Genomic DNA, 22649 nt, shown 5'->3' with positions numbered 1-22649 from the left:
GTCAGTGGGATAAGCGTGACAGTAACCAGTGATCGAGGCTGGTATAGCGCCCACCGCCGAGAAAATAGAGCGCCACCAGCATGATGAAGTAGGTAGCAGCAAACTCAATCCCGTTGTTGAGGATCACAAGGTTGCCAGAGCTGGTCAACCATTCGTAGTTGCCATGCTCGGTCAAGATGGCGCGTGCACGCTCCAATTTTTCCGAGGCCGCCAGCACCCGGTCATTGGCCAGCCAGGAGCTGCTGTCGGCGATCGCCAGCCAGCCATGCTGCCAATGGACCGTCCAGGCAGCCACCGCCATGGTAATCATCAGGGGAATGCACACGAGGCGGGTGGCCAAACCCAGCAACAGCAATGCCCCGCCGATCAACTCGGAGGCCACCGCCAGGGAGGCCATCAGCAAAGGAAAAGGCAGGCCTAAGCCCCAATCGGGATTGCCAAACCAGGCCACGGTATCATCAAAACTCTGCCACTTGGTCCAACCCGCCTGCAGAAAGACAGGCGCCAGATAGAGGCGCATTAGCAGCGGTGCGACCCCCTCCACCACCGTCGTGGCACGGTAAATTCGTTGAAACAGGGCGATCGCTTCGGTCAACATGAAAGCTCCTTTACCTATCACCTTGGGGCCCTTAGGACGCCCTTGTCGAACGATGCCAAGGAGGACCGGCGGTCGCCTCCTCCCCTTTCAACCTTATGGAGAACCGTCGCTTGAGGCTCCTACCCCTTAGCCAGGGCATCAAAGTCGGATTGCAGCTTGCCCAACGCCGTGTGGAGCTTTTGTCTCTGTCTGGAGGTCATACTTTGCTGGATCCGGGCCATACCCAGGGCAAAACTCTGCCGGTTCTCCTCGATAAGCGTCAGGTACTGTTCTGATTTGAGCGTATCGGGAGAGACCAGCAACCGATGGAGTGCCGCCGTCAGTTGCTCGGTATCGGCCCGCATCAACAGGGCGTCCCGAAGCTGGGCCAACCAGATATTCCGGTACGCCAGCCACTGCTCCAGGGTCTGATTTCGGTCCCGGTTGTACCTGTCGATGATCGCTTTTTGCTCCGATGTCAGCGGCCCGATCTGCTTTCTGATCGATTTTTCGATCCGCTCGTTGGCCTTTTCAACCCGCTCCTCTTCGGTCAGCGAAGCGTACTCTTCACGTCGCTCCCGCTCCTGCTTACGCGCCTCAGCGAGCAGCTCATTAACCTGGGCATCGGAGAAGGACTGAATGAAGGGCACCATCATCGGGATCAGTTCCGTGAAAAGACGATCCCAGTGGGCATGGCTGCGGTCGAAGTGGGCGCGGACCTGCTCCGCGGTCATGGGGCGAGCCACCTCCCCATTGAGGGACTCAAGGTGATCCACGTATCGGGGCAGCTCCTCCGCTTTGTGCCACGCCAACGCCTTAGCCACCAGGCTGTCGAGCTGGCGCTCCTGGGCGGGGGTCAGGGTAACGTAATCGGAGACCTCCCAGGGGATGAGCCAATCGAGCCAGTTGTAGAGCATACGGGTGGAGCAAGCGCTTAACGCCAGCACCATGAGACCAATCCAGATGAACCGTCGCATCATACCTCCCGCTCAACCAACCTTGTCTTACGCCAAGTCCCGTAAGACGCCCATCGCCCAACTCCACCAAGGACGCCAGCACGGCGCCAGTCGTTCGGGGCTATCGGGCAGCTCCCCCGCGTGGATCCTCACCAGCCAGGCCAGGGTCATCATCGCACTCAACCCATGGGCCGCACGCCAAGCCTGGCGCTCCCGGTCATCGGCTCGCACGCCGCGTCGATCCAGATAACCGCGCCACAGCACATCAGAGTCCGGCACACAGTGACCGGCGCCGACAAGGTCTATCAATGGGTGGCCGAGCCCAGCGTACTCGAAATCCAGCGCCACCAGGTGCCCACTCTCACTCTGTCGCAGGTTACCCCGGTGCAGATCATGATGGCAGAAACTGTGCGGCAGCGCACTGCGCTGCAACGCCAGGCTCCATACCGGTATGAGAGGAAGGAAGAGGCGAAGTTCCCTCGGCTGGCGCCCCGCCAGGTACCGTTCGATCCTCTCCTCAGGCCTTATCTCTGGCAGCTTGACTGGAAGTCGGTGCAGATCCACCAGCAGCGCCACCAAGGGCTCCGTCTGAATCATGGAGGGGGCAGCTTTCGCGTAGGCACTTAAACAGAAACGGTGATTCGGTGCCCAGTGGATCAATGCCGGAGCGCGTTCAATGCCTGCGGCCGCCCGCCAGGCCCGAGCCTCCTGCGGCCGGGAGACAGAAAAGTTGCTCACCTGCCCATGCAGGCGCAGCACCCCGTCACCGCCGCGGCGGTGCACCCGGAAAAGCCGGTTAACGGTCGCACCGGGGATCGGCACCAGTCGGCACTGGGCAGGATCCCAGCCCGCCTGTCGGAGACAGTGAAACAGCAACGCGTCTTCAGGCTCACTATCAGGCACTGCGCTTCGCCAAAGAGGGGCACGGCTGCAGCCTAAACTGCTGGCGCCATTGTTGATACCCTATCCATGCCAGAACCACGTAGAGCAGGTAGAGGCCGCTGCTCAATGCCAGGCCTTTACTGAGATAGAGGTAGATGGAGGCGCTATTGATGACGATCCAATAAAGCCAGTTCTCCACCACCTTGCGCACCACCATGAAGGTGGTCACCACGGCGAAGCAGGTTGTCATCGCGTCCAGGTAGGCCAAATCCGCATGGGTATGGGTATCCATCAGGTACCCCATCAGCAAGGCCAATCCTGCGGTGGCACTGATCACCACTGCATGGCGCCGCCAGGACCAACGCACCAAGGCAACACCGTTCCCATTCTCCCCACCGCTGCGCCACTGCCAATAACCGTAAGCGGCCATCACCAGGTAGAACAGGTTAAGCAGGGACTCCATCAACAGGGAGACATGCCAGAACAGCCCGGTGAATATGAGTGTGCTGAGCGCCGCGCAGGCCCAGCACCACTGGCTTTGGCGCATGGCCAGCAGCAGGTAAGCCACCGCCAACGCCACCGCCAGCGCTTCCCAGCCGGTGAGAGCGTGGGCATCGGCCCACACTCCAGAAAGAAACTCACTCACTGTGGTCAAGATTCACGCCGCCGGGTATGAATTTACAGACGAACACGCCACGCCCCCAATTCTCATGGGATGCTTTCATCTCGGTGGCCAGCAGTGCCATCACGGTATCGTAGTCGCCGCCGATCTGGGTGCTCATCCCATTAGTGATCCGTTGGATATCCGGGTACTGATCCAGTCGGCCGATAAACCACTTGATGATCGAGAGGTAGTTGTCCTGCAAAGGGTAGAGGCTAATTTCAACAGAGAGTTGCATCGCGTTTCCTTAATAGAAGTCGTAGTTGAAGGTGATCCCCAACTGGCGCGGATCGCCGTAGCGAACGTACTGCTTGGGGGCCCAGTCCAGATCCGGCTCGTTGCCGAAATAGAACCCCCGCACCCCGTAGCGTTCATCCGTGAGGTTGCGCCCCCAAAGGTAGAGTGCCCACCGGGTTGCTTCGTAGCCTATCTTGGCGTTGACCGTGGCGTAAGCGTCGGAGCGGGAGTCGTTGCTGTCTGAGTAGTAAAAGGCGTCTTTGCCATTGAGGTTGAGGTTAGCAAAAAGCCCCTGTTCGCCTCGGTAGGTCGCCCCGAGCGCATACTGGAAGTTGGGGGCATGGGCCAGCTCACGGCCGGAGAGATCGGTTTCACTGCCATCCGCTTCGGTCACCCGGTAGCTTTTGTAACGGGCTTTGAGCAGGCCCAGGCTGCCGTAGAGCTCCAAGACCGTACTGAGTTGATAGTTCAGCTCCCACTCCAGGCCATAACTGTCACTGCTGCCGGCATTGTTGGTGTAGAGGAAGAAACGCTGCGGGTTATCCGGGTCCTGCAACGAAGCCTCCACCTGCTGATCCCGGCGGTCCATGTAGAACAGCGCCAGGTCGGATCGCAGCCGTCCCTCCAGCCAGCGGCCGCGCAACCCAAGCTCAAGGTTATAGAGAGTCTCAGTATCGAACTGGGCATGGGGTTTGAGCACCTCAGGCAACCCCATGTTGAATCCCCCCGCCTTGTAGCCCCGCGCGAGGCGCAGGTAGCCGTGCTGACTGTCGCTGAGCTGGTAACCCAGGGAAAGGTGGCCACCCCACATGTTCTCATCGGGGCTGAACGCCTCACCAGCATCGTCACGGTAGTCCGACTGCCGACGCTCAAGGCGCAGACCCGCGGAAGCATCCCAGCGCCCCTTGTTGAGGTCCAACTGGCCAAAGAGTGCCAGGTTCTTAGCCCGGTAATCGCTCTTGAGCACCTGGTCTGGCCAACCGTTGTAGCGGCTATCCAGATCATTCCCCTCCTGAAGCTCGTTGAAGTAGATCCCCACCAGCCAATCCGTGGTGTCGGCAAAGATCCGGCCCGCGTCTGCAGAGGCCAGCCTCAACTCCTGGGTGAGGGTATCGCGCTTGGCGCTTTTATCCCAGAAGTAGCTGTATTCGCAGGGGCCGGTGCCGATGACATTCCAGTTTTCATCGTACAGCGGACACTCCCGCCCCTGCCAGTATTCATCGTTGGCCCAGTCGCCATCGTAAGCATGGCGCCCGTGGGTGTTGGCCCAGCTGGTGATCGACTGCAGGCTGACCCGGTCGTTGATCGCCCACTGCAGATCCAGCGAGGCGCCATTGGTGCGCTGACTGTCCACACCGGGCTCATCGGTCAGGGTATCGAAGCCGTTGTTATCCAGCGTCCAAACGTCGTAACCGTTATCTAGGTTCGCATGCAAAAAGGCGAGATCCGCCTGGAACTGCTCACTGGGCTGCCAGCGCCATTTCGCCCTGAGGGTCAACTCATCACGCTGGTTAGTATCGCTTCGGCCCAGGTAGAGGTTGTCACGAAAACCATCCTGGCTATGCTGCTGGACCGAGAAGCGGTAGAGCCAGCGGGCGTCCTCGTCCGCGGCGCCGGAAACATAGCCGGCATAAGTCTGCTGGTTATCCTCGCCAAAACTCAGCTCAGTACCGGCTTCAAACAGCTCGGTCGGGTCCTGGCTTTTTACGTAGATCAATCCCGCCAAGGCATTGGCCCCGTAGCGTGTCCCCTGGGGGCCGCGCAGCACTTCGAGCTGAGCAATGTCGTAGAGGCTCGCGGCCATGCCAATACCGGAAAGATCGATATTATCGACAATAAAACCAACTGAGCTGTTGGGGGCCCCGCGATACTCCTCCTGCTCACCGACACCGCGGATCTGGAAATAACGGGGACGGGAGCTGCCGCCGGACCAGTTGAGGTTGGCAATGCGCCCCAAGGCCTGCTCCAGGTGTTCCGCTCCCTCATCTTTGAGTTCATCGACCGAGAGGACGGTGGCGGAGGTGGGCAGACGCTCCAACGCGCTTTGGCGCAAGTCTGCGGTCACGGTAAGGGTTTCGATGGGCGCTTCGGCCATCACGGGCAACGTGGCCAGGGTGGCCAGGGATAAGACATGTCGACGCACTGTGCTCAATCTCTTCCTAAGTGAGAATCATGCGATCGGACGGGCAGCGATAGGCAGGTTTGGCCATCCCTACGCCGGTACGATCCGGATCAGGTTCAACGGGTTTCCTTTGGATCTCAGTCATTTTGCGGTAAGCAATGACACCCCGTGGCAGCGTTCGAGTATACCCATATCCGTGAGCGAGTCCACAAAAAACGGGGCCACTCCCAAGAGGAGTGGCCCCGTTTCCGAGCCGATTTCAACGCCCGCCGGGCATTAACGCTTCCAAAGTTTCTCGGATTTTTCCAGCCGCACATAGTCGATGGCCAGCATCAGCCAAAACGCCAAACCGACCGTCAACATACCGGTCACTACGGTGTGCATCACGGGGGTGGAAAACAGGGCCGGATAGATTTCAAACATCAGGTCAGTCATTGTCGGACTCCAAACGGGAAATGGGGATCGGCCAAGCGAAACGTGCATCCATGAAGGCCGTTACTGGCGACGCATTGTACGTAAATTGTACGGACGTACGCCGATCCCGATCACAATCCTTACCACTCTCCTTCGCTGAGAGGTCAAGCTTTTTGTTGGCGTCCCTGTCGCGGCATCATCCGTCGCTAATGACATGTGTCCTCGAGCGCGTTCACCGTACCAGCCGCCCTTTCGCTTCTTCGGGTGTGCAGCGGACCGTACACAACGTGGTTGAATTCGTGTTCCGCCCAATGTTTGGTCTCATCCGGCCACCCACCATCCCCGATATACAGGGTAACCCTGTTGGTACCGATCCCCATCGCGCACCCCATGGCATGCGCCTCACACCCCAGTAGTGGGAGTTGTTCCATGGGCACCACCACGTAATAGACAATCCCCGACTTCGGCATCTCAAACCTTTGCTCCCTCGACACCTCCGTCGTCCGGCGCAGCATTCGGCAATGGGTCAGCAGCAGGGTGCACAACAACACCAGACACACCGTTTTGAGCTTCATCACGGCCTCCGCGCAAGGGCGATCCCATCTCCAAAACAGTATAGGGAACGCCGTTGGCAACCACGGCTGGCCGCCGCCCCGAAAGGGGCCACCCTGGAGTAAAGCCTATTCGTCCGTCACTCTTCGCAAGGCGATCTCAAACTCCACCGCTTCCGGTCGCAGCGCGGTCGCCGTGACCTGGCGCTGTTCCCCCCCGTGCAGGTTGACGGGGCGCCAGCTGCTGCTCTCCCCCTCCACCACCAGGCCCTCCCGGTCGAAGAAGGTAAATTTGTATTGCAGGTAGCTGTCCCGGGTGATGCGGGAAACCAGCAGTGCCGAGCCCTGCAGACGATCATTGAGCCGGCGCTTACGCACCTGCTCAATGCTGACCTGCCGCGCTACTGAGGTGGAGTCCACCCTCAGGTTGGGCTCATCGGACCGAGCCGCGATCCCGGCGGTCATCGCCGAGCAGCCACAAAGCGTCAGGACGCAAAGTAAAGTGATACCCCGTTTCATGGGAACCCCCTAATCGAGCAGAAAATGGGCCCGGGCGGTGGCGATAGGTTGCTTGCGGTTGGTCTGCCAGGCACTGATGCTCACGTTGGCAACCCGCCGCCCCTGCCGGGTGATCTTACATTCACAATAGGCTTCCCGAGCGTACCCTGCCCGCAGATAATCCACGGAGAAATCGACGATCCTGGGAACCCGCGTAACCTGCATCATCACCATCAACTGAACACTGGCCGCCATCTCCATGAAACCGGAGATCACCCCCCCATGCAGTGCCGGCAACATCGGATTACCTAAATTGCTCTTCTTGGGTGGCAGGCGAAACACCAGTTCATCGCCGAAACGTTCGCACTCCATCCCGATGAACTGGGCATAGGGAACCCGGGCCAGGACACCGGCATAATCGTTACGGGCCGCGGCGGCGGCCACTTCATTGGCTACGCTCATCTCAGTTTCCCTCCATCACGCGACGAAACTCGTCGGTCATCAGTTCTGATCCGATCCGCATAAAGGACCCAACCGCCTGCGCCAAGGGGGCATCCATGGAATCCTGGTAGGCGATAGCACGAACGAAAGCCACGCTGGAACTCAGCTTAAAGCACTCGGCAAAACCGAATACCGGCTTTTCAGGGGTCGCGGATTTCATGTAATCAACCCGAAGGTCCAGCGTCGGGCTGAGCTCCACTTCACCACTTTGGTGGTAAATGGCGGTGATCACCGCCGCGCCGCAAGCAGTATCCATCAGGGTGGTGATCACACCACCGTGGATCACCCCGCTGTCGGGGTAACCGATCACCTGGGGGTTATAGGGCAACTCAAGCAACACATGATGCTCACTGGCTTCCAGGGTATTCACCCCGAGTTCACGGCACTGAGCCAGTTGATCAACGAACCGTTTGGCGAAGGCGGTTAACGGAAAAAAGTCTCGATTATCAGGTTTCATTATTGTTCACATCCAGCCTCTGAGGCCCCGGTTCACTGAGCAGTCTCGATGTCGAATGCCGGGGCGGCAAAATTGTACGCCTTTCTCTGGCCAGCCTCATCCGCCCGCCAACGATCGCCCTGTAGAGAAAACTCCACACGGACAGTGAGTTTAATCGCCTAATGAGTGAAGGGCGGACCATTCTTAAGCGACCGTCACGCCCGCTCTCTCCTTCTGAAGCCGAGATCTATACCCTCGTCGGGCCTGACCAGCCGCCTCCTGGTTTGCACTGCCCGGGTCGATAGGGTACGCTGCGCCCCCCGTTAACGGCCTGTCGCCGTTCATCAGATGAGACCCTCTATGCACTTTAATCAGCTGGGCCTGTCCGCCCCCATCCTGTCCGCCGTGGCCGAGAAAGGTTACGACACCCCCTCCCCGATCCAGGCCCAGGCGATCCCTGCTGTCCTGGCGGGCAAGGACGTGATGGCAGCGGCACAGACCGGCACCGGTAAAACCGCGGGCTTTACCCTGCCGCTGCTTCAGCGCCTCGCCGATGGCCCAAGGCCACGCCATAACCAGGCCCGCGCGCTGGTGCTGACTCCGACCCGGGAGTTGGCCGCCCAAGTGGGCGAAAGCGTCGTGGTCTACGGCAAGAACCTGCCGCTGCGCAGCGCCGTGGTCTTCGGTGGAGTCAAGATCAACCCCCAGATGCAGACCCTGCGCAACGGCGTCGACGTCCTGGTGGCCACCCCGGGCCGACTGCTGGATCTCTACCAGCAAAACGCCGTCCGCTTTGATCAGCTTGAAGTGCTGATCCTGGATGAAGCGGACCGCATGCTCGATATGGGCTTTATCCGCGACATCAAGAAGATCCTGGCTTTCTTGCCTAAGCAGCGACAAAACCTGCTTTTCTCCGCCACCTTCTCAGATGAGATCCGCGCCCTGGCAAAAGGGCTGGTAAACGACCCGGTTGAGATCTCCGTAACGCCGCGAAACGCCACCGCCAACACCGTCGAGCAGTGGCTGCACCCGGTGGACAAGAAACAGAAGCCGAAGCTGCTGACGGATCTCATCATCGACAACCAGTGGCAGCAGGTCCTGGTATTCACCAAGACCAAGCACGGTGCCAACCGGCTGACCCGCTACCTCGACGAGGGGGGGATCAGCGCCGCCGCCATCCATGGCAACAAGAGCCAGGGGGCCCGGACCAAGGCGCTGGCCAACTTCAAAGACGGCAGCATCCGCGTCCTTGTGGCCACCGATATTGCGGCCCGTGGCCTGGATATCGACCAGCTGCCCCAGGTGGTCAACTATGAACTGCCCCAGGTGGCGGAGGACTATGTCCACCGTATCGGACGTACCGGCCGGGCCGGTGCCACGGGCAAGGCGATCTCCCTGGTGTGTGCCGATGAGCATGAGCTGCTGGTTAAGATCGAACAGCTGATCCAGCGCCATCTGGATCGGGTTGCGGTCGAGACCTACCCGATGGCCCACCCGCTGCCGGAGTCCAAGCCGATCAGGGCTCCCCGCAAACCCAAGAAGCCGAAGAAGCCCAGGGCCGACTCCGAACATCAGGATGGTCAACGCGGCGTCCGTGATCACGGTGCAGACCAGCAGCACCGAAACAGTGAGCGCCGCGGCCAGGGCGCCGGTCGTGCCGATGGGCAACCCGGACGCCGTCGACGCCGGCCGTCGGGCAACCGCAAGCCCAGCAACAGCTGACCGACTGACACCGTAGCCCCCGAGGCTGCGGTGTTTTTTCTCTCCCCCGCCCCTGCCACACTCCTGCACCCAAACTGTGAGCCGCCCCCCAGCCGGAGATAACTCCCATTGAGTCCTAATTTAGCCAGTGCTAAATTAGCGACCCCACTCCGGAGATCCCGGGGTGCCGTCCCATTGCTTCTGAGGTGACAAAGTGAAGAAACTCGTGATCATTGGTGGGGTCGCCGGGGGCGCCTCTGCCGCCGCCCGTGCCCGTCGTTTGAATGAAGAGGCGCAGATCGTCCTGTTTGAGCGCGGAGAGTACATCTCTTTTGCCAACTGCGGCCTGCCCTACCACGTCAGCGGTGAGATTGCCGACCGGGATGCCCTGGTACTGCAAACCCCACAGAGTTTCAAAGCCCGCTTTAACGTCGATGTGCGCCTGCACAACGAGGTCCTGGCCATCGACCGCCAGCAACGATGCGTGCGGGTGAAAAACCGCGTCACCGGCGAAACCTACGAAGAGAGTTTCGATGCGTTGATCCTCTCCCCGGGGGCAGCCCCGGTGCGTCCGCCGATCCCGGGACTCGAAAGCCCCGGCGTATTCTCTTTGCGTAACTTGCCGGACATGGACCGCATCATCGCAGCGCTGGACCAGAACAAGCCCACTCACGCCACCGTGGTGGGCGGCGGCTTTATCGGCCTGGAGATGATGGAAGCACTGCGGGAACGCGGCATCGCCGTCAGCCTGCTTGAGCTCTCCGACCAGGTGATGGCCCCGGTGGATCTCGAGATGGCCAACATGGTGCATGAAACCATCGTGGGTCATGGCGTGGATCTGCGCCTGAACTGTGGCCTGCAATCGGTAGAAAACACCGAACAGGGACTGCAGCTTAGCCTCAGCAACGGCGACACCCTGACCACCGGCATGCTGATCAGTGCCATCGGCGTCAAACCGGAGATCCAGTTGGCCGTCGATGCCGGACTCGCCATCGGCGAACTGGGCGGCATCCAGGTGGATCCGCAGATGCGCACCTCAGACCCCGCTATCTTCGCAGTCGGCGATGCCGTGGAGGAGGTGGACCTGATCACCGGTGAGCCGATGCTAATCCCACTGGCTGGCCCCGCCAACCGCCAGGGACGCATCGCGGCGAATAACGTCTTCGGGGCCAATGACAGCTACAACCGCACCCAAGGGACGGCCATCTGCCGAGTCTTCGATCTCGCCGTGGCCAGTACCGGGCTCAACGAGAAGCGCCTTCAGCGCGCTAAGATCCCGTTCGAGAAGGTCTACGTCCACGCCGCCAGCCACGCCAGCTACTTCCCGGGGGCCCATCCGGTCTCCCTGAAACTGCTGTTTGCGCCGGACAGCGGTAAGCTGCTCGGTGCCCAGGCGGTGGGCAGGGACGGTGTCGATAAGCGCATCGACGTTTTGGCCGTCGCGATCCGGGCCGGTCTCACGGTGTTCGACATGCAGGATATGGAGCTGACCTACGCGCCGCCCTTTGGCTCCGCCAAGGACGTGCTCAACCAGGCCGGTTTCCTCGCCAGTAACCTGCTCAAGGGCGACGTTCGTCTCTGCCACAGCGAGCAGGTGGCCAACCCCACCGCCGACCAGCTGCTGCTGGATGTTCGCAACCCCGGGGAGCTGAGCAAAACCGGCACCCTGGAGGGCGCCATCAACATCCCCGTGGACCAACTTCGTGACCGGCTTGATGAGCTGCCCCGAGACAAGGAGATCCTGGTGTTTTGCCAGGTGGGGTTACGGGGACACGTGGCCTACCGCATGCTGGTCAACCACGGCTTTAGCGCCCAAAACCTGACCGGGGGTTACAAAACCTACCTGGCTGCCACCGCCCGCTTCTGATCGGACTGAGCGGCCCAGTGTCCTGACACCCCGCCGGATCCGGCGGGGTGCGAACTTTCGTTAACCTTTCTTGAAGGAGTTCACCATGAACGCCCTGTTCGGTGGCATGCTGATTGGCTTCGCTGCCCTGATTTTAATGCTGGTCAACGGGCGCATCGCCGGGATCAGCGGGATCCTCACCGGTGCCCTTAAGCCCCGTCCCGGAGACGGCTGGCGTTTCGCCTTCCTGCTCGGCCTGATCGGCAGCGGCTTCACCCTGACGACGCTGGGCTGGGTCACCCGCCCCGAGCTGACCACCTCCACACCACTGATGCTGATCGCCGGATTCCTGGTGGGCCTCGGTGCTTACCTGGGTAACGGCTGCACCAGTGGTCACGGGATCTGCGGCCTCGGGCGCCTCTCAACACGCTCCCTGGCCGCTACTGCCGTTTTCATGGCGACCGCCGTGCTAACCGCCATCCTCTTTCACGGTTAAGGAAGTGTACAGATGAAATCCCTGTTGGCTTTTGTGGTCGCGCTACTGAGCGGCATCCTGTTCGGCGCCGGTTTTTTCCTGTCCGGCATGGCGGATCCCGCCAAGGTGATCGGCTTTTTGGATCTCACCGGCCTCTTCGACGGTCGTTGGGACCCCTCACTGATGCTGGTGATGGCCGGCGCCCTGGCGGTCTATCTTCCGGGCTTCCACTTCCTGGTGAAACCTCGCCTGGCGGCCCAGGCCGCCCCGTTGGCGGCGCAGAGCTATCACCTGCCCCGTCGTACCCGCATCGACCGGCGTCTGCTGTCGGGTTCGGCCCTCTTTGGCCTCGGTTGGGGAATTGCCGGGATCTGCCCCGGCCCGGCCCTGGCTAACCTGGGCAGCGGCAGCCTGTCGGTTCTGCTGTTTGTGGCTGCGATGCTGGTCGGCATAAAAACCGGCTGTGCGCTGAAGCCCCGCGAAGCGACCCCCGAGTCTGTGCAGGCAAACTGACCCGTACAACGATCCTCAAGCAGCTCCCCCTGTCGTACCAAGCCACCGTCACATGTGGGTTCATCCCCGCTGATGACGGTAGGCTTGCAGGGTATTGCGCAGCAGGCAGGCGATGGTCATTGGGCCCACCCCACCGGGTACCGGCGTGATCGCGCCGGCTACCTTCGCCACTGAATCAAAGTCCACATCTCCCACCAGACGGGCGCGACCTTCATGCTCCACCCGGTTGATCCCCACATCCAGCACCACCGCACCGGGCTTGACCCAGTCCTCGGTCACCATCCGAGCCCGACCCACCGCCACGATGAGAATATCCGCCCGGCGACAGACCGCAGCAATATCCTGGGTCCGGGAGTGCACGATAGTGACGGTACAGTGATGCTGCAGGGCCAGGAGCGCGGCAGGCTTTCCGACGATATTGGATCGTCCCACGACCACCAGGTGCTGTCCGGCCAGACTGTCGCCAAGGACAGACTTCAGCAGAAGGAGACAGCCCAGGGGGGTACAGGGCACCAAAACATCGGGATCGCCGGCGAGCAGCCGTCCCATATTCTCGTGGTGAAAGCCATCGACGTCCTTGTCCGGATCAATGGCAGCGATGACCGCAGCTTCATCGATCTGTTCCGGCAACGGCAGTTGCACCAGGATCCCGTGGACGGCGGGATCGGCGTTCAGCCGTGCCAGCAACCCCAGCAGCTCTCCCTGTTCAACGCCGGAGTCCAGGCGGTAACAGTGAGAGCGGATCCCGGTCTGTTCGCACTTAAGCAACTTGTTGCGCACATACACCTGGCTGGCGGGATCCTCCCCCACCAGGATCACCGCCAAACAGGGCGTCGGTGCCCCCGACTCCTCCAAGGCATTTACCTCACGCTTAATCTGTGCCAGCTCGGCAGCGGCCAACGCCTTGCCATCGATCAGGGTCGCCTGCATCGCGCCCTCCTCACTAAGAGATCGGTTGGCCTTCAGGGTAAGTCACCGGGCGCACTTTTGCCCAGCAGCTCCAACTCCTTTTAGGGCGAGGACAATGCCCCTGCCTGGTTATCGGTTTGGCGGTGGCGGAGGCACACCCGCCGCCAGTTGTGCTATTCTGGCCGCCCCAATCGCTGTTCGATGCACTGCTTCATGGCCCTGATCTGCCGTACCGTCACGCCCGCTCAGCTGGGCTACCCCACTGAGACTCCGACCTGCGCCCTCGCCCTCTTTGCCCCGCTCGCGCAGCGGCCCTGGGCGATGCTGCTGGACTCCGCCTGTCACGACGACACACGCCACCCGGATGCCCGGTTCGACATCCTGGTGGCCGACCCCATGGCCACCCTCACCACCCGGGGGTCTCATACCCAGTGTCAGATCCGCTCCGAGGCGCCAACACTGAGCGACGCCGACCCGCTGGCCCTGCTGGAACAGTTGCAACGCCGCCTGCTCGGCCCAAAAGATGCGTACAGCGCAGCCAGGGCTACCGGGCTACCCTTCACCGGCGGTGCCTTGGGCCACTTCAGCTACGATCTCGGCCGCCGCTTCGAGCGTCTCCCCAGCGAGGCGGAGGATGATATCGATCTGGCGCAGATGGCGGTGGGGATCTTCGACTGGGCCCTGATGCTGGATCACCAACGCCAGAGACTCTTTCTGCTGGTTCGCGGCGATGAAGCCGCCTGGCTACGGCGTCGTAACTGGCTGCGTGATCACGTTAGCCCCGAGCAAAAAACGCGACAGATAGAGCCCTTTGCACTGACCACTCCCTGGCAGCACCAGCTCAGTCAAGCCGCCTATCGCGACCGCTTCGAACGGGTGCAGGCGTACCTTCGCAGCGGCGACTGTTACCAGATCAACCTGACTCAGCGCTTCAGCGCCGGTTACCGTGGGGATGAGTGGCAGGCCTACCAGAGACTGCGAACCAAAAACCAGGCCCCCTTCTCCGCGTTCATCCGTCTTCCCGATGCGGCATTGCTGTCACTTTCACCGGAGCGCTTCTTGCAAGTTCGCGGTTCCAGCATCCAGACCAAGCCAATTAAGGGAACCCGTCCCCGCCACCAGGATCCCCTCAAGGACCGTGCCGCCAAGGCGGCCCTGAAAAATGCTCAGAAGGACCGGGCGGAAAACCTGATGATCGTGGATCTGCTGCGCAACGATCTGGGCAAGATGGCGGCCCCCGGCAGTGTCCGGGTGCCAAGCCTGTTTGCGGTGGAGAGTTTTCCCGCAGTCCATCACCTTGTCTCCACCGTGACCGCCACTCTGGCGCCGAATCGCTCTGCTCTGGATCTGCTTCGGGGCGCCTTCCCCGGTGGTTCCATCACCGGTGCTCCCAAGATCCGGGCCATGGAGATCATCGAAGAGCTTGAACCGGCACGACGTAGCCTCTATTGCGGCAGCATCGGCTACCTGAGCCAGGATGGCCAGATGGATACCTCCATCACCATCCGCTCGCTGGTGGCCCGACAGGGAGCGATCCACTGCTGGGCCGGCGGCGGCATCGTAGCGGACAGCGACTGTGACGAGGAGTACCAGGAGTGCTTCGATAAGATCAGCCGGATCCTGCCGCTGCTTGAATCCCCCACGACGTAATGGCATCGACTTAAACAACACAAGGGCAACACCTTTTCGCAACAAGCTGTTCTCAATCGGTCCCGGTTAGGGTATTACTGCAAAGAGAAAGGGATTGATTGCCAAAATAAGGAGTGCACCTGTGTCGAGGCGAGAACCTGCCAAACTGCGTCGTGGAACCCCGCCCATTTCACTACGCGCCGCCCTGCTGGTGCTGCTGCTTTGGAGTCTGCCCAGCGCCCGCAGCCTGGCCCAGCCCGCACCGGATTTCACCTTGGAGTCCGGCCAATCCCTGGTGGCACTCTCTCACCAGCAGTGGGTGTACCTGGATTTCTGGGCCAGCTGGTGCGGCCCCTGCCGCTACAGCTTCCCCTTTATGAATACGCTCCAGGCGGAGCTGGGCCCCCAGGGGCTGGCGATCATCGCCGTGAATGTGGATGTTGAGCCCGCCGATGCCCTCCCCTTCCTGGAGAAGTATCCGGCCCAGTTCCCCATCCATTACGACCCGGATGGCAAGATCGCTGAGGCGTACGCTGTACCCGGCATGCCCACCAGCTACCTGATCCATCAGGGGCAGATCATCGAGCGCCATATCGGCTTTCGCGCCAGCCAGGCGGAGGAGCTCAAGGCCGCCATCGCCCAGCACCTGCTCAAGGATGAGTGATGACTCGCCCAATCTGGCAATGCCGCTGGGCCCACCGACTGCTGCTCTTGACGGTCGTGGGGCTGAGCGGCTGCGGCACCCTGGGGGTAGAACCCTGGCAACGGGAAAAACTGGCGGATCCCCGCATGGCCCCGGAGTCCGATGCCACCGATAAACGGGTGGATGACCACGTCTACTTTTCCAAGGAGGCGAGCAGTGGCGGCCGGGGCAGCGCCGGCGGGGGATGTGGATGCAACTGAGCCATCGTCCATCGTTGCCGGACACTTCCACACCTGGCCCACCTGTGCCGAAAAACACGGGTTTTACCAACATCTCAGCCGCCCTTGCGGTGGCCAGCAGCGCCCTTATCGCTGCACCAATAAACGCCCAGGAAGCTCCCCCATCCCAACACCAGTGGCAGTTTGATACTGCCCTGCTGGCTTACGGAGAGAGCGGCGACCGGGTCAAAGCCCTGGAGGGCAGTATTCAAGGGGTGCGCAGCGACGGTGACGACCAGCGACTCAGCCTGATGCTCACCTTCGATGCCCTCACCGGTGCCTCCGCCACCGGGGCCGTTCCTCAGCGCAGGGCACAGACCTTCACCCGCCCCTCCGGCCTTGGCGAGTACACCACCGCGGCGGGCCAAACCCCACTGGACGACACCTTCAGGGACACTCGGGTACAGATCAATGCTGGCTGGGCTGCCCCCTTTGGGGATAACAGCGGTTTCGAGGTGGGGGCACACCTCTCCAAGGAGTACGATTATCTCTCGCTGGGAGTGAGCGGTGCTCTGTCCCACAGCCTGGATAGGAACAACACCACCCTGAGGTTGGGTCTGGCCGGTTACGCCGACAGTATCGAGCCTGAGGGTCAGATCCCCCTGCCTCTTGCGGTGATGCCGCTGCGCAGCGACTACCCCGATGAAGAAGCCTTCATCCAGGCGTTCAATGCCACCCGTGGGGCTGCGAAGGAGCACAAGGACACCGCCGAGCTGCAACTGGGGATCACTCAGGTGATCAATCGCCGAACCCTGATGCTGCTCAACTACAGCTATGCAGAGGTCAGCGGGTACCAAAGCGACCCTTTCAAACTGGTCAGCCGCATCGATGCCCAGGGGCGGGCCATTGCACAAAATTATGAGTCCCGGCCAGAGCGTCGGCGTAAACAGGCACTCTTCTGGCAGACCAAGATGCATTTCGGAGCCCCGGTGCTGGAGAGTGCCTACCGTTTCATGCACGATGACTGGGGGATCGACTCCCATACCCTGGAGCTGCGGCTCAACCTGATGCTCCCTTCCGGCCACACCCTGGAACCCCAGCTGCGCCTCTACCATCAATCTGCCGCGGACTTTTACCGCCCCTACCTGCAGCAGGAGACACCGACCTACGCCAGCGCCGATTACCGCCTGGCCGAGATGACCACCTACACCCTGGGTTTTCGATACCGGATCCCTCTGACCGGGGCCCGTTCCGCCTCCGCCCGCATCGCCTACTACGTACAAAACCCCGAGGGACCAGGCGGCCCGGGGGAGCTGGCAGGGCTCAACCTCTACCCCCGGCTGGAAGCCCTGATGCTGCAGCTGGGCTACCGCTTCTGACATGACTTCCCTGACACGCCATCCCGATTACTGGCGCGGTCATTTCATCGCCATGGCCAGCGACTGTGAACTGCTAATCGATCCCTGCCCCGAATCCCGGGCCCGGGCACTGCTGGTGGCGGCTGAGCGCCGGGTCCGGGCCATCGAACAGAAATACAGCCGCTATCGAGAGGACAACCTGGTGGCCAGGCTGCATCGAGCCGAGGGGAAGCCGGTTGCCATCGATGGTGAAACCCTGTCGCTGTTGACCTTTGCCGATCACTGCTACCGGCTCAGTGACGGGCTGTTCGATCTCACCTCTGGGGTGCTGCGACGGGCCTGGCGCTTCGACGGCTGTGACCGGCTGCCCAGCCAGGGCGAGATCGATGCCCTGCTGCCGCTGATCGGCTGGGAGCGGGTGCGCTATGACGACAGCACGCTTTCGCTGCCGGCGGGGATGGAGCTGGATTTTGGCGGTATCGGCAAAGAGTACGCGGTGGACCAGGTGGCAGCCGAGCTGGCCCGGCAGGCACCGTCACTGTCGGTGCTGGTGAACTTCGGCGGCGACATCGCGATCTCGGTGCCCCGAGCCCCTGAGCGCCCCCCCTGGCAGGTGGGCATAGCCACCCCCTCTAAGCCGACACAGGCTAGCTATCCCCTTACCCTGCGCCACGGTGCCCTGGCCACCAGCGGTGACAGCCAACGCTTCCTGCGTCATGGCGGGGTCCGTTACAGCCACATTCTCAACCCCAAGACCGGCTGGGCCACCCGGAGCGGCCCGGCGCAGGTGACGGTGGCGGGACAAAGCTGCCTCCAGGCGGGGCTCCTGGCGACCCTAGCCCTGCTCCATGAGACCGAGGCCGAGGCCTTTATCCGGGCCCAGCAGGTTCCCTACTGGATCCAGCCCTGATCGACCGTGCGCGCAGGAGGTCTGGCGCTGGCCTTACCCCCCCGAAATCTGGCAATCTGGTGCTGAAGTCACCGTCTGAATTGAGAGTTATGGATCGTCAGGAGTTTGTTACCCGCTTTTTGCTGGCTGCGCCGCCGGACCCCATGGACCAGTTGGCGGCGGAGCTGGGCAACCACCCCCAGTTGCGGGATGCCGCTGTCCTGATAGGCCTGCAGGAGATCGAGGGCCGGCTGCACCTGTTACTGACCGAGCGTACCGCCGGGCTGCCGACCCACGCCGGACAGATCGCCTTCCCCGGTGGCAAGATGGATCCTGGTGATGCCACCCCCTGGGATACGGCCCTGCGCGAGTCCTGGGAGGAGATCGGCCTGCGTGATTCACAAGTGGAGCGTCTCGGTGCCCTGCCGGTGTTCCATACCATCACCCGGTTCCGGATCTTCCCGCAGATCGCCCTCATCACCCAGCCCTTTGTGCCTGTGCTGTCGGAGCGGGAGGTCGCCAGGATGTTTTATGCGCCGCTGGAGGATTTTTTCGATCATCGCGGACGCTGGCAGCTGCAGGTTCGGCGGATGCAGACCACCCAAGGGGTCTACTTCATGCCCCACCGGGTCTGGGGAGCGACAGCGGCTATGATCGAACAGCTGGTGCGCCAGCTTGGCTTTGGTGCCGCACCGCCGGGCCCCTAAGCCAAGAAACGCACGGAACCCTTGAGAAAATGGCGGTTCACGGTAAGATGACGGGTTCCCGGCAAACGCCGAAAAGTGATAACTATTCGACTCATTGGAGATCATTCCAAGTATGACCCTGGCAACCATTGCTGACGTCCTCAAGGGCGCTCACGCTGTCGGCAGCGAAGTGACCGTGCGCGGCTGGATCCGCACGCGCCGCGACTCCAAGGCTGGCATCTCATTCCTGGCCGTGTACGACGGCTCCTGTTTTGACCCGATCCAGGGCGTGGTCCCCAATGAGCTGCCCAATTACAGCGATGAAGTGCTTCGCCTGACCGCGGGCTGCTCCGTCATCATGACCGGTGAAGTGGTGGAGTCCCCCGGCAAGGGGCAGAAGTTCGAACTCAAGGTGTCCAGCGTCGACGTGGTCGGCTGGGTGGAAGACCCCGACACCTACCCGATGGCCGCCAAGCGCCACTCCATCGAGTTCCTGCGGGAAGTGGCTCACCTGCGCCCCCGTACCAACATCACCGGTGCGGTGATGCGGGTGCGCAACTGCCTCTCCCAGGCAATCCACCGCTTCTACCATGAGAACGGTTTTATCTGGGTCTCCACCCCGATCCTTACCGCTTCCGACTGTGAAGGCGCCGGTGAGATGTTCCGCGTCTCCACCCTGGATATGAACAACCTGCCGCGGCTGGAAAACGGCGAGGTGGATTACGACAAGGACTTCTTCGGCAAGGAGACCTTCCTGACCGTTTCTGGCCAGCTGAACGCCGAAACCTACGCCTGCGCCATGAGCAAGGTGTACACCTTCGGCCCCACGTTCCGTGCTGAAAACTCCAACACCTCCCGCCACCTGGCGGAGTTCTGGATGGTGGAGCCCGAGGTGGCTTTCGCCGATCTGGAAGATAACGCCAAGTTGGCCGAAGTGATGCTCAAATACTGCTTCAATGCCGTACTGGAGGAGCGTATGGATGACCTGGAGTTCTTCGCCCAACGGGTCGACAAAACCGTCATCCAGCGCCTGCAGGACTTCGTCGCGGCAGATTTTGCCCAGGTGGATTACACCGACGCCGTCGAGATCCTGAAAAACTGCGGCAAGCGTTTCGAGTTCCCGGTGGAGTGGGGTATCGACCTCGCCTCCGAGCATGAGCGCTATCTGGCGGAGGAGCACTTCAAGGCCCCGGTGGTAGTAAAGAACTACCCCAAAGATATCAAAGCCTTCTACATGCGCCTCAATGACGATGGCAAAACCGTCGCCGCAATGGACGTACTGGCGCCGGGGATCGGCGAGATCATCGGTGGCTCCCAGCGTGAAGAGCGCCTCGAGGTGCTGGATCAGCGGATGGAGGAGATGGGCCTGCCGAAAGAGGAGATGTACTGGTACCGCGACCTGCGTCGCTACGGCACCATCCCCCACTCCGGTTTTGGCCTCGGCTTCGAACGCCTGGTCAGCTACGTCACCGGTGTTTCCAACATCCGTGACGTGATCCCCTTCCCCCGCGCACCGCGCTCCGCCAGCTTCTAAGCCATCGGCACACGCCCACCGTGGCGGGATTATGAAACCGGCCGCTCCTTTGGGAGCGGCCGGTTTTCTTTTTCATGGCTGGACAGTTGGCGACGCTAGGCTCGCAATGCCTTTTCCCCCCGGGCGATCCCCACCACCCCGCTTCGGGCCACCTCTACGATTTCGGATACCTCCGCCAGGGCACGAAGGAAGGCGTCCAGTTTGTCGCTGTCCCCGGAAAGCTGCACCGTATAGAGCGTGGCGGTGACATCCACGATCTGGCCGCGGAAGATATCCACCATCCGCTTCACCTCGGCCCGGAAACTGCCCGCCGCCTTGGTTTTCACCAGCATCAGTTCCCGCTCCACATGGGCCGCCTCGCTGATGTTGCTAACCTTGAGGACATCCACGAGCTTATGAAGGTGCTTCTCGATCTGCTCACAGGCAGCATCATCCACCACCTGAGTCGTGATGGTCAGTCGCGACAGGGTTGCATCATCCGTCGGCGCCACCGTCAGCGACTCGATATTAAACCCCCGCTGTGAAAAGAGACCCACCACACGGGACAGAGCGCCGGACTCGTTTTCCAGTAGGACAGATAAGATACTGCGTCTCATGATTCGGTCCTCTCGGTTTTGCTCAGCCACATCTCGTTCATTCCGCCACCGCGGATCTGCATCGGGTAAACGTGCTCCGATTCATCCACGCTGATGTCCACGAACACCAGTTTATCCTTCATCGCCAGTGCCGCCTCCAGCTGTGACTCCAGGGTGTTGGGATCCGAGATCCGCACCCCGACGTGGCCATAGGCTTCGGCAATGGCAGCAAAATCCGGTACCGAGTCCATGTAGGAGTGAGAGTGGCGGCCTTGGTAGATCATATCCTGCCACTGCTTTACCATCCCCAGGAAACGATTGTTAAGGTTGATGATTTTAACCGGGATGGCGTACTGAAGCGCCGTGGACAGCTCCTGAATGTTCATCTGGATGCTACCATCGCCGGTCACGCACACCACCTGGGCGTCCGGCAGTGCAAACTTCACCCCCATTGCAGCGGGCAAACCGAACCCCATGGTGCCGAGGCCTCCGGAGTTGATCCAGCGCCGGGGCTTGTCGAAGGGGTAGTAGAGCGCAGCAAACATCTGGTGCTGGCCCACGTCCGATGCCACGTAGGCATCCCCCTCCGTTAACCGGTAGAGGGCTTGGATCACCTGCTGGGGCTTGATCCTGCTGCCATCAGACTCGTAACGCAGGCACTCCCGGGCACGCCAGGTGGCGATCTCGTCCCACCAGGGGGCCAGACGATCCGTCTCGGACTGCTCCGCCATCATCGACAGCATCATGCTGAGCACCTTCTCTGCAGAGCCCACGATGGGGATATCAGCGTTGATGGTCTTGGAGATGGAGGAGGGGTCGATATCGATGTGGAGTATGGTGGCATCGGGACAGTACTTGGCCACGTGATTGGTGGTGCGATCATCGAAACGTACCCCGACCCCGAAGATCAGATCCGCATGATGCATCGCCATGTTGGCTTCGTAGGTGCCGTGCATCCCCAACATCCCAAGCGACTGCGGATGGCTGCCGGGAAAGGCACCCAGCCCCATCAGGGTAGAGACCACCGGCAGACGCAATCGCTTCGCCAGCTCAAGCAGCTGCGCTTCGCTGCGGGAGATGATGGCGCCGCCACCGACGTAGAGCACCGGCCGTTTAGCCTCGAGCAGGGCCTGAAGCCCCCGCTTGATCTGACCCTTATGGCCCTGCTGCTTCGGGTTGTAGGAGCGCAGACTGATGGCATCCGGATACTGATAGGGGTAACGGTTGGCGGGGTTGAGCATATCCTTGGGCAGGTCCACCACCACAGGGCCGGGACGGCCGCTGGCCGCCAGGTAGAACGCCTTTTTCAGAATGGTTGGGATCTCGGCTGGGTCCTGTACCAGGAAGCTGTGTTTCACCACCGGGCGGGAAATCCCCACCATGTCACACTCCTGGAAAGCATCGTTCCCAATCAGGTGTGACATCACCTGTCCCGATAACACCACCAGCGGGGCGGAGTCGTAATAGGCCGTGGCGATGCCGGTGATGGCATTGGTGGCACCCGGTCCTGAGGTAACCAGCACCACACCGACCTCCCCGGTGGCCCGGGCGTAGCCATCTGCCATATGAACCGCGGCCTGCTCGTGTCGAACCAACACATGCTCGATGTGGCTTTTCTCGTGCAACGCGTCATAAATATCCAATACCGACCCGCCGGGGTAGCCAAAGATGTGCTTAACCCCCTGATCGATCAACGAGCGGACAATCATCTCCGCACCTGACAACTGCTCCATGCTGCCTCCAAGACATACATTTAGGGCTTATTCGTAGCCTAACTGATTAAGAGGCTTGGCCTTTCTTGCTCTGACCACGCCAAATCCCACCTCCGAAAGGAGGTC

Annotated in this window: 25 protein-coding genes and 1 riboswitch; of the genes, 11 read left to right on the top strand and 14 right to left on the bottom strand. The window is 61.3% G+C overall.

The genetic code is table 11. The annotated features are described in order from the left end of the window. Position 1 precedes the first annotated feature (1 nt). The 11 genes from ABD997_RS02785 to ABD997_RS02735 form a co-directional block, all read right to left on the bottom strand. Complete coding sequence (locus tag ABD997_RS02785) at positions 2-598, bottom strand: HvfX family Cu-binding RiPP maturation protein (protein WP_345315498.1); 597 nt, start codon at positions 596-598, stop codon at positions 2-4. A gap of 119 nt (positions 599-717) precedes the next feature. Then, entirely contained in the window at positions 718-1554 is an 837-nt protein-coding gene (locus ABD997_RS02780; protein WP_345315497.1) for a DUF6279 family lipoprotein, read from the bottom strand. A gap of 27 nt (positions 1555-1581) precedes the next feature. Beyond that, positions 1582-2436 carry a phosphotransferase gene (locus ABD997_RS02775; protein WP_345315496.1) on the bottom strand — a complete coding sequence of 285 codons (855 nt, stop codon included), beginning with the start codon at positions 2434-2436 and terminating at the stop codon, positions 1582-1584. Beyond that, complete coding sequence (gene pnuC, locus ABD997_RS02770; RefSeq protein ID WP_345315495.1) at positions 2429-3070, bottom strand: nicotinamide riboside transporter PnuC; 642 nt, start codon at positions 3068-3070, stop codon at positions 2429-2431. Before pnuC ends, ABD997_RS02775 begins: the two co-directional genes overlap by 8 nt. Further along, the gene (locus ABD997_RS02765; RefSeq protein ID WP_345315494.1) at positions 3054-3314 is read right to left on the bottom strand and encodes a hypothetical protein; all 261 of its coding nucleotides are present in this window, start codon (positions 3312-3314) and stop codon (positions 3054-3056) included. The genes pnuC and ABD997_RS02765 overlap by 17 nt, the downstream gene beginning before the upstream one ends. A 9-nt stretch (positions 3315-3323) precedes the next feature. Then, the gene (locus ABD997_RS02760; RefSeq protein ID WP_345315493.1) at positions 3324-5456 is read right to left on the bottom strand and encodes a TonB-dependent receptor; all 2133 of its coding nucleotides are present in this window, start codon (positions 5454-5456) and stop codon (positions 3324-3326) included. Positions 5457-5505: 49 nt separating this feature from the next. Continuing rightward, positions 5506-5614: riboswitch (TPP riboswitch) on the bottom strand. A 97-nt stretch (positions 5615-5711) separates the two neighbouring features. Further along, positions 5712-5870 carry a hypothetical protein gene (locus ABD997_RS02755; RefSeq protein WP_345315492.1) on the bottom strand — a complete coding sequence of 53 codons (159 nt, stop codon included), beginning with the start codon at positions 5868-5870 and terminating at the stop codon, positions 5712-5714. A gap of 185 nt (positions 5871-6055) precedes the next feature. Continuing rightward, complete coding sequence (locus ABD997_RS02750) at positions 6056-6424, bottom strand: hypothetical protein (RefSeq protein WP_345315491.1); 369 nt, start codon at positions 6422-6424, stop codon at positions 6056-6058. 105 nt (positions 6425-6529) lie between these two features. Further along, the gene (locus ABD997_RS02745) at positions 6530-6919 is read right to left on the bottom strand and encodes a YcfL family putative periplasmic lipoprotein (protein WP_345315490.1); all 390 of its coding nucleotides are present in this window, start codon (positions 6917-6919) and stop codon (positions 6530-6532) included. A gap of 9 nt (positions 6920-6928) precedes the next feature. Further along, positions 6929-7360, bottom strand: a complete 432-nt coding sequence (locus ABD997_RS02740) for a PaaI family thioesterase (RefSeq protein WP_345315489.1) — start codon at positions 7358-7360, stop codon at positions 6929-6931. 1 nt (position 7361) lies between these two features. After that, positions 7362-7856, bottom strand: a complete 495-nt coding sequence (locus ABD997_RS02735; RefSeq protein WP_345315488.1) for a PaaI family thioesterase — start codon at positions 7854-7856, stop codon at positions 7362-7364. Between the two features lie 339 nt (positions 7857-8195). Between ABD997_RS02735 and ABD997_RS02730 the strand changes: the two genes are divergently transcribed. The 4 genes from ABD997_RS02730 (at position 8196) to ABD997_RS02715 (ending at position 12370) form a co-directional block, all read left to right on the top strand. After that, entirely contained in the window at positions 8196-9557 is a 1362-nt protein-coding gene (locus ABD997_RS02730) for a DEAD/DEAH box helicase (RefSeq protein ID WP_345315487.1), read from the top strand. Between the two features lie 193 nt (positions 9558-9750). Continuing rightward, positions 9751-11403, top strand: a complete 1653-nt coding sequence (locus ABD997_RS02725; protein WP_345315486.1) for an FAD-dependent oxidoreductase — start codon at positions 9751-9753, stop codon at positions 11401-11403. 85 nt (positions 11404-11488) lie between these two features. Beyond that, entirely contained in the window at positions 11489-11878 is a 390-nt protein-coding gene (locus ABD997_RS02720; RefSeq protein ID WP_345315485.1) for a YeeE/YedE family protein, read from the top strand. A 12-nt stretch (positions 11879-11890) separates the two neighbouring features. Next, entirely contained in the window at positions 11891-12370 is a 480-nt protein-coding gene (locus tag ABD997_RS02715; protein ID WP_345315484.1) for a DUF6691 family protein, read from the top strand. 60 nt (positions 12371-12430) lie between these two features. Here ABD997_RS02715 and folD read toward each other — a convergent pair whose 3' ends face one another. Beyond that, positions 12431-13300: a bifunctional methylenetetrahydrofolate dehydrogenase/methenyltetrahydrofolate cyclohydrolase FolD gene (gene folD, locus ABD997_RS02710; protein ID WP_345315483.1), complete on the bottom strand. Its 870-nt coding sequence runs from the start codon at positions 13298-13300 to the stop codon at positions 12431-12433. 192 nt (positions 13301-13492) lie between these two features. Here folD and pabB point away from each other — a divergent pair, with 192 nt between their 5' ends. From pabB to asnS, 7 genes are all read left to right on the top strand, one after another. After that, the gene (gene pabB, locus ABD997_RS02705; protein WP_345315482.1) at positions 13493-14929 is read left to right on the top strand and encodes an aminodeoxychorismate synthase component I; all 1437 of its coding nucleotides are present in this window, start codon (positions 13493-13495) and stop codon (positions 14927-14929) included. Between the two features lie 121 nt (positions 14930-15050). Then, entirely contained in the window at positions 15051-15572 is a 522-nt protein-coding gene (locus ABD997_RS02700) for a TlpA family protein disulfide reductase (RefSeq protein ID WP_345315481.1), read from the top strand. Then, positions 15572-15811 carry a DUF4266 domain-containing protein gene (locus ABD997_RS02695; protein WP_345315480.1) on the top strand — a complete coding sequence of 80 codons (240 nt, stop codon included), beginning with the start codon at positions 15572-15574 and terminating at the stop codon, positions 15809-15811. Before ABD997_RS02700 ends, ABD997_RS02695 begins: the two co-directional genes overlap by 1 nt. Before the next feature lie 44 nt (positions 15812-15855). Further along, complete coding sequence (locus tag ABD997_RS02690; protein WP_345315479.1) at positions 15856-17148, top strand: DUF3570 domain-containing protein; 1293 nt, start codon at positions 15856-15858, stop codon at positions 17146-17148. A 1-nt stretch (position 17149) separates the two neighbouring features. Beyond that, positions 17150-18037: an FAD:protein FMN transferase gene (locus ABD997_RS02685; RefSeq protein WP_345315478.1), complete on the top strand. Its 888-nt coding sequence runs from the start codon at positions 17150-17152 to the stop codon at positions 18035-18037. 89 nt (positions 18038-18126) lie between these two features. Then, positions 18127-18723 (top strand): NUDIX hydrolase, encoded by a 597-nt coding sequence (locus ABD997_RS02680; RefSeq protein WP_345315477.1) that lies wholly within the window; start codon positions 18127-18129, stop codon positions 18721-18723. Positions 18724-18835: 112 nt separating this feature from the next. After that, positions 18836-20236, top strand: coding sequence for an asparagine--tRNA ligase (gene asnS, locus ABD997_RS02675; protein ID WP_345315476.1), 1401 nt, complete (start codon positions 18836-18838; stop codon positions 20234-20236). Positions 20237-20331: 95 nt separating this feature from the next. Here asnS and ilvN read toward each other — a convergent pair whose 3' ends face one another. Continuing rightward, positions 20332-20832: an acetolactate synthase small subunit gene (ilvN, locus tag ABD997_RS02670; RefSeq protein ID WP_345315475.1), complete on the bottom strand. Its 501-nt coding sequence runs from the start codon at positions 20830-20832 to the stop codon at positions 20332-20334. Beyond that, a complete protein-coding gene (locus ABD997_RS02665) occupies positions 20829-22544 on the bottom strand; it encodes an acetolactate synthase 3 large subunit (RefSeq protein WP_345315474.1) in 1716 nt (571 codons plus the stop codon). Before ABD997_RS02665 ends, ilvN begins: the two co-directional genes overlap by 4 nt. Positions 22545-22649 lie beyond the last annotated feature (105 nt).

The sequence above is a fragment of the Ferrimonas gelatinilytica genome (assembly GCF_039544205.1).
GTDB classification, from domain to species: domain Bacteria; phylum Pseudomonadota; class Gammaproteobacteria; order Enterobacterales; family Shewanellaceae; genus Ferrimonas; species Ferrimonas gelatinilytica.
The sequence above is the reverse complement of the archived record's forward strand: the minus strand, read 5'-3'. Positions and strand labels throughout refer to the sequence as shown.

What these genes read in the sequence shown, in the direction of transcription:
- ABD997_RS02785 (WP_345315498.1), bottom strand. Translation starts at nt 598, where the DNA reads ATGTTGACCGAAGCGATCGCCCTGTTTCAACGAATTTACCGTGCCACG.
- ABD997_RS02780 (WP_345315497.1), bottom strand. Translation starts at nt 1,554, where the DNA reads ATGCGACGGTTCATCTGGATTGGTCTCATGGTGCTGGCGTTAAGCGCT.
- ABD997_RS02765 (WP_345315494.1), bottom strand. Translation starts at nt 3,314, where the DNA reads ATGCAACTCTCTGTTGAAATTAGCCTCTACCCTTTGCAGGACAACTAC.
- ABD997_RS02755 (WP_345315492.1), bottom strand. Translation starts at nt 5,870, where the DNA reads ATGACTGACCTGATGTTTGAAATCTATCCGGCCCTGTTTTCCACCCCC.
- ABD997_RS02750 (WP_345315491.1), bottom strand. Translation starts at nt 6,424, where the DNA reads ATGAAGCTCAAAACGGTGTGTCTGGTGTTGTTGTGCACCCTGCTGCTG.
- ABD997_RS02745 (WP_345315490.1), bottom strand. Translation starts at nt 6,919, where the DNA reads ATGAAACGGGGTATCACTTTACTTTGCGTCCTGACGCTTTGTGGCTGC.
- ABD997_RS02740 (WP_345315489.1), bottom strand. Translation starts at nt 7,360, where the DNA reads ATGAGCGTAGCCAATGAAGTGGCCGCCGCCGCGGCCCGTAACGATTAT.
- ABD997_RS02735 (WP_345315488.1), bottom strand. Translation starts at nt 7,856, where the DNA reads ATGAAACCTGATAATCGAGACTTTTTTCCGTTAACCGCCTTCGCCAAA.
- ABD997_RS02730 (WP_345315487.1), top strand. Translation starts at nt 8,196, where the DNA reads ATGCACTTTAATCAGCTGGGCCTGTCCGCCCCCATCCTGTCCGCCGTG.
- ABD997_RS02720 (WP_345315485.1), top strand. Translation starts at nt 11,489, where the DNA reads ATGAACGCCCTGTTCGGTGGCATGCTGATTGGCTTCGCTGCCCTGATT.
- ABD997_RS02715 (WP_345315484.1), top strand. Translation starts at nt 11,891, where the DNA reads ATGAAATCCCTGTTGGCTTTTGTGGTCGCGCTACTGAGCGGCATCCTG.
- folD (WP_345315483.1), bottom strand. Translation starts at nt 13,300, where the DNA reads ATGCAGGCGACCCTGATCGATGGCAAGGCGTTGGCCGCTGCCGAGCTG.
- pabB (WP_345315482.1), top strand. Translation starts at nt 13,493, where the DNA reads ATGGCCCTGATCTGCCGTACCGTCACGCCCGCTCAGCTGGGCTACCCC.
- ABD997_RS02695 (WP_345315480.1), top strand. Translation starts at nt 15,572, where the DNA reads ATGACTCGCCCAATCTGGCAATGCCGCTGGGCCCACCGACTGCTGCTC.
- ABD997_RS02685 (WP_345315478.1), top strand. Translation starts at nt 17,150, where the DNA reads ATGACTTCCCTGACACGCCATCCCGATTACTGGCGCGGTCATTTCATC.
- ABD997_RS02680 (WP_345315477.1), top strand. Translation starts at nt 18,127, where the DNA reads ATGGATCGTCAGGAGTTTGTTACCCGCTTTTTGCTGGCTGCGCCGCCG.
- asnS (WP_345315476.1), top strand. Translation starts at nt 18,836, where the DNA reads ATGACCCTGGCAACCATTGCTGACGTCCTCAAGGGCGCTCACGCTGTC.
- ilvN (WP_345315475.1), bottom strand. Translation starts at nt 20,832, where the DNA reads ATGAGACGCAGTATCTTATCTGTCCTACTGGAAAACGAGTCCGGCGCT.
- ABD997_RS02665 (WP_345315474.1), bottom strand. Translation starts at nt 22,544, where the DNA reads ATGGAGCAGTTGTCAGGTGCGGAGATGATTGTCCGCTCGTTGATCGAT.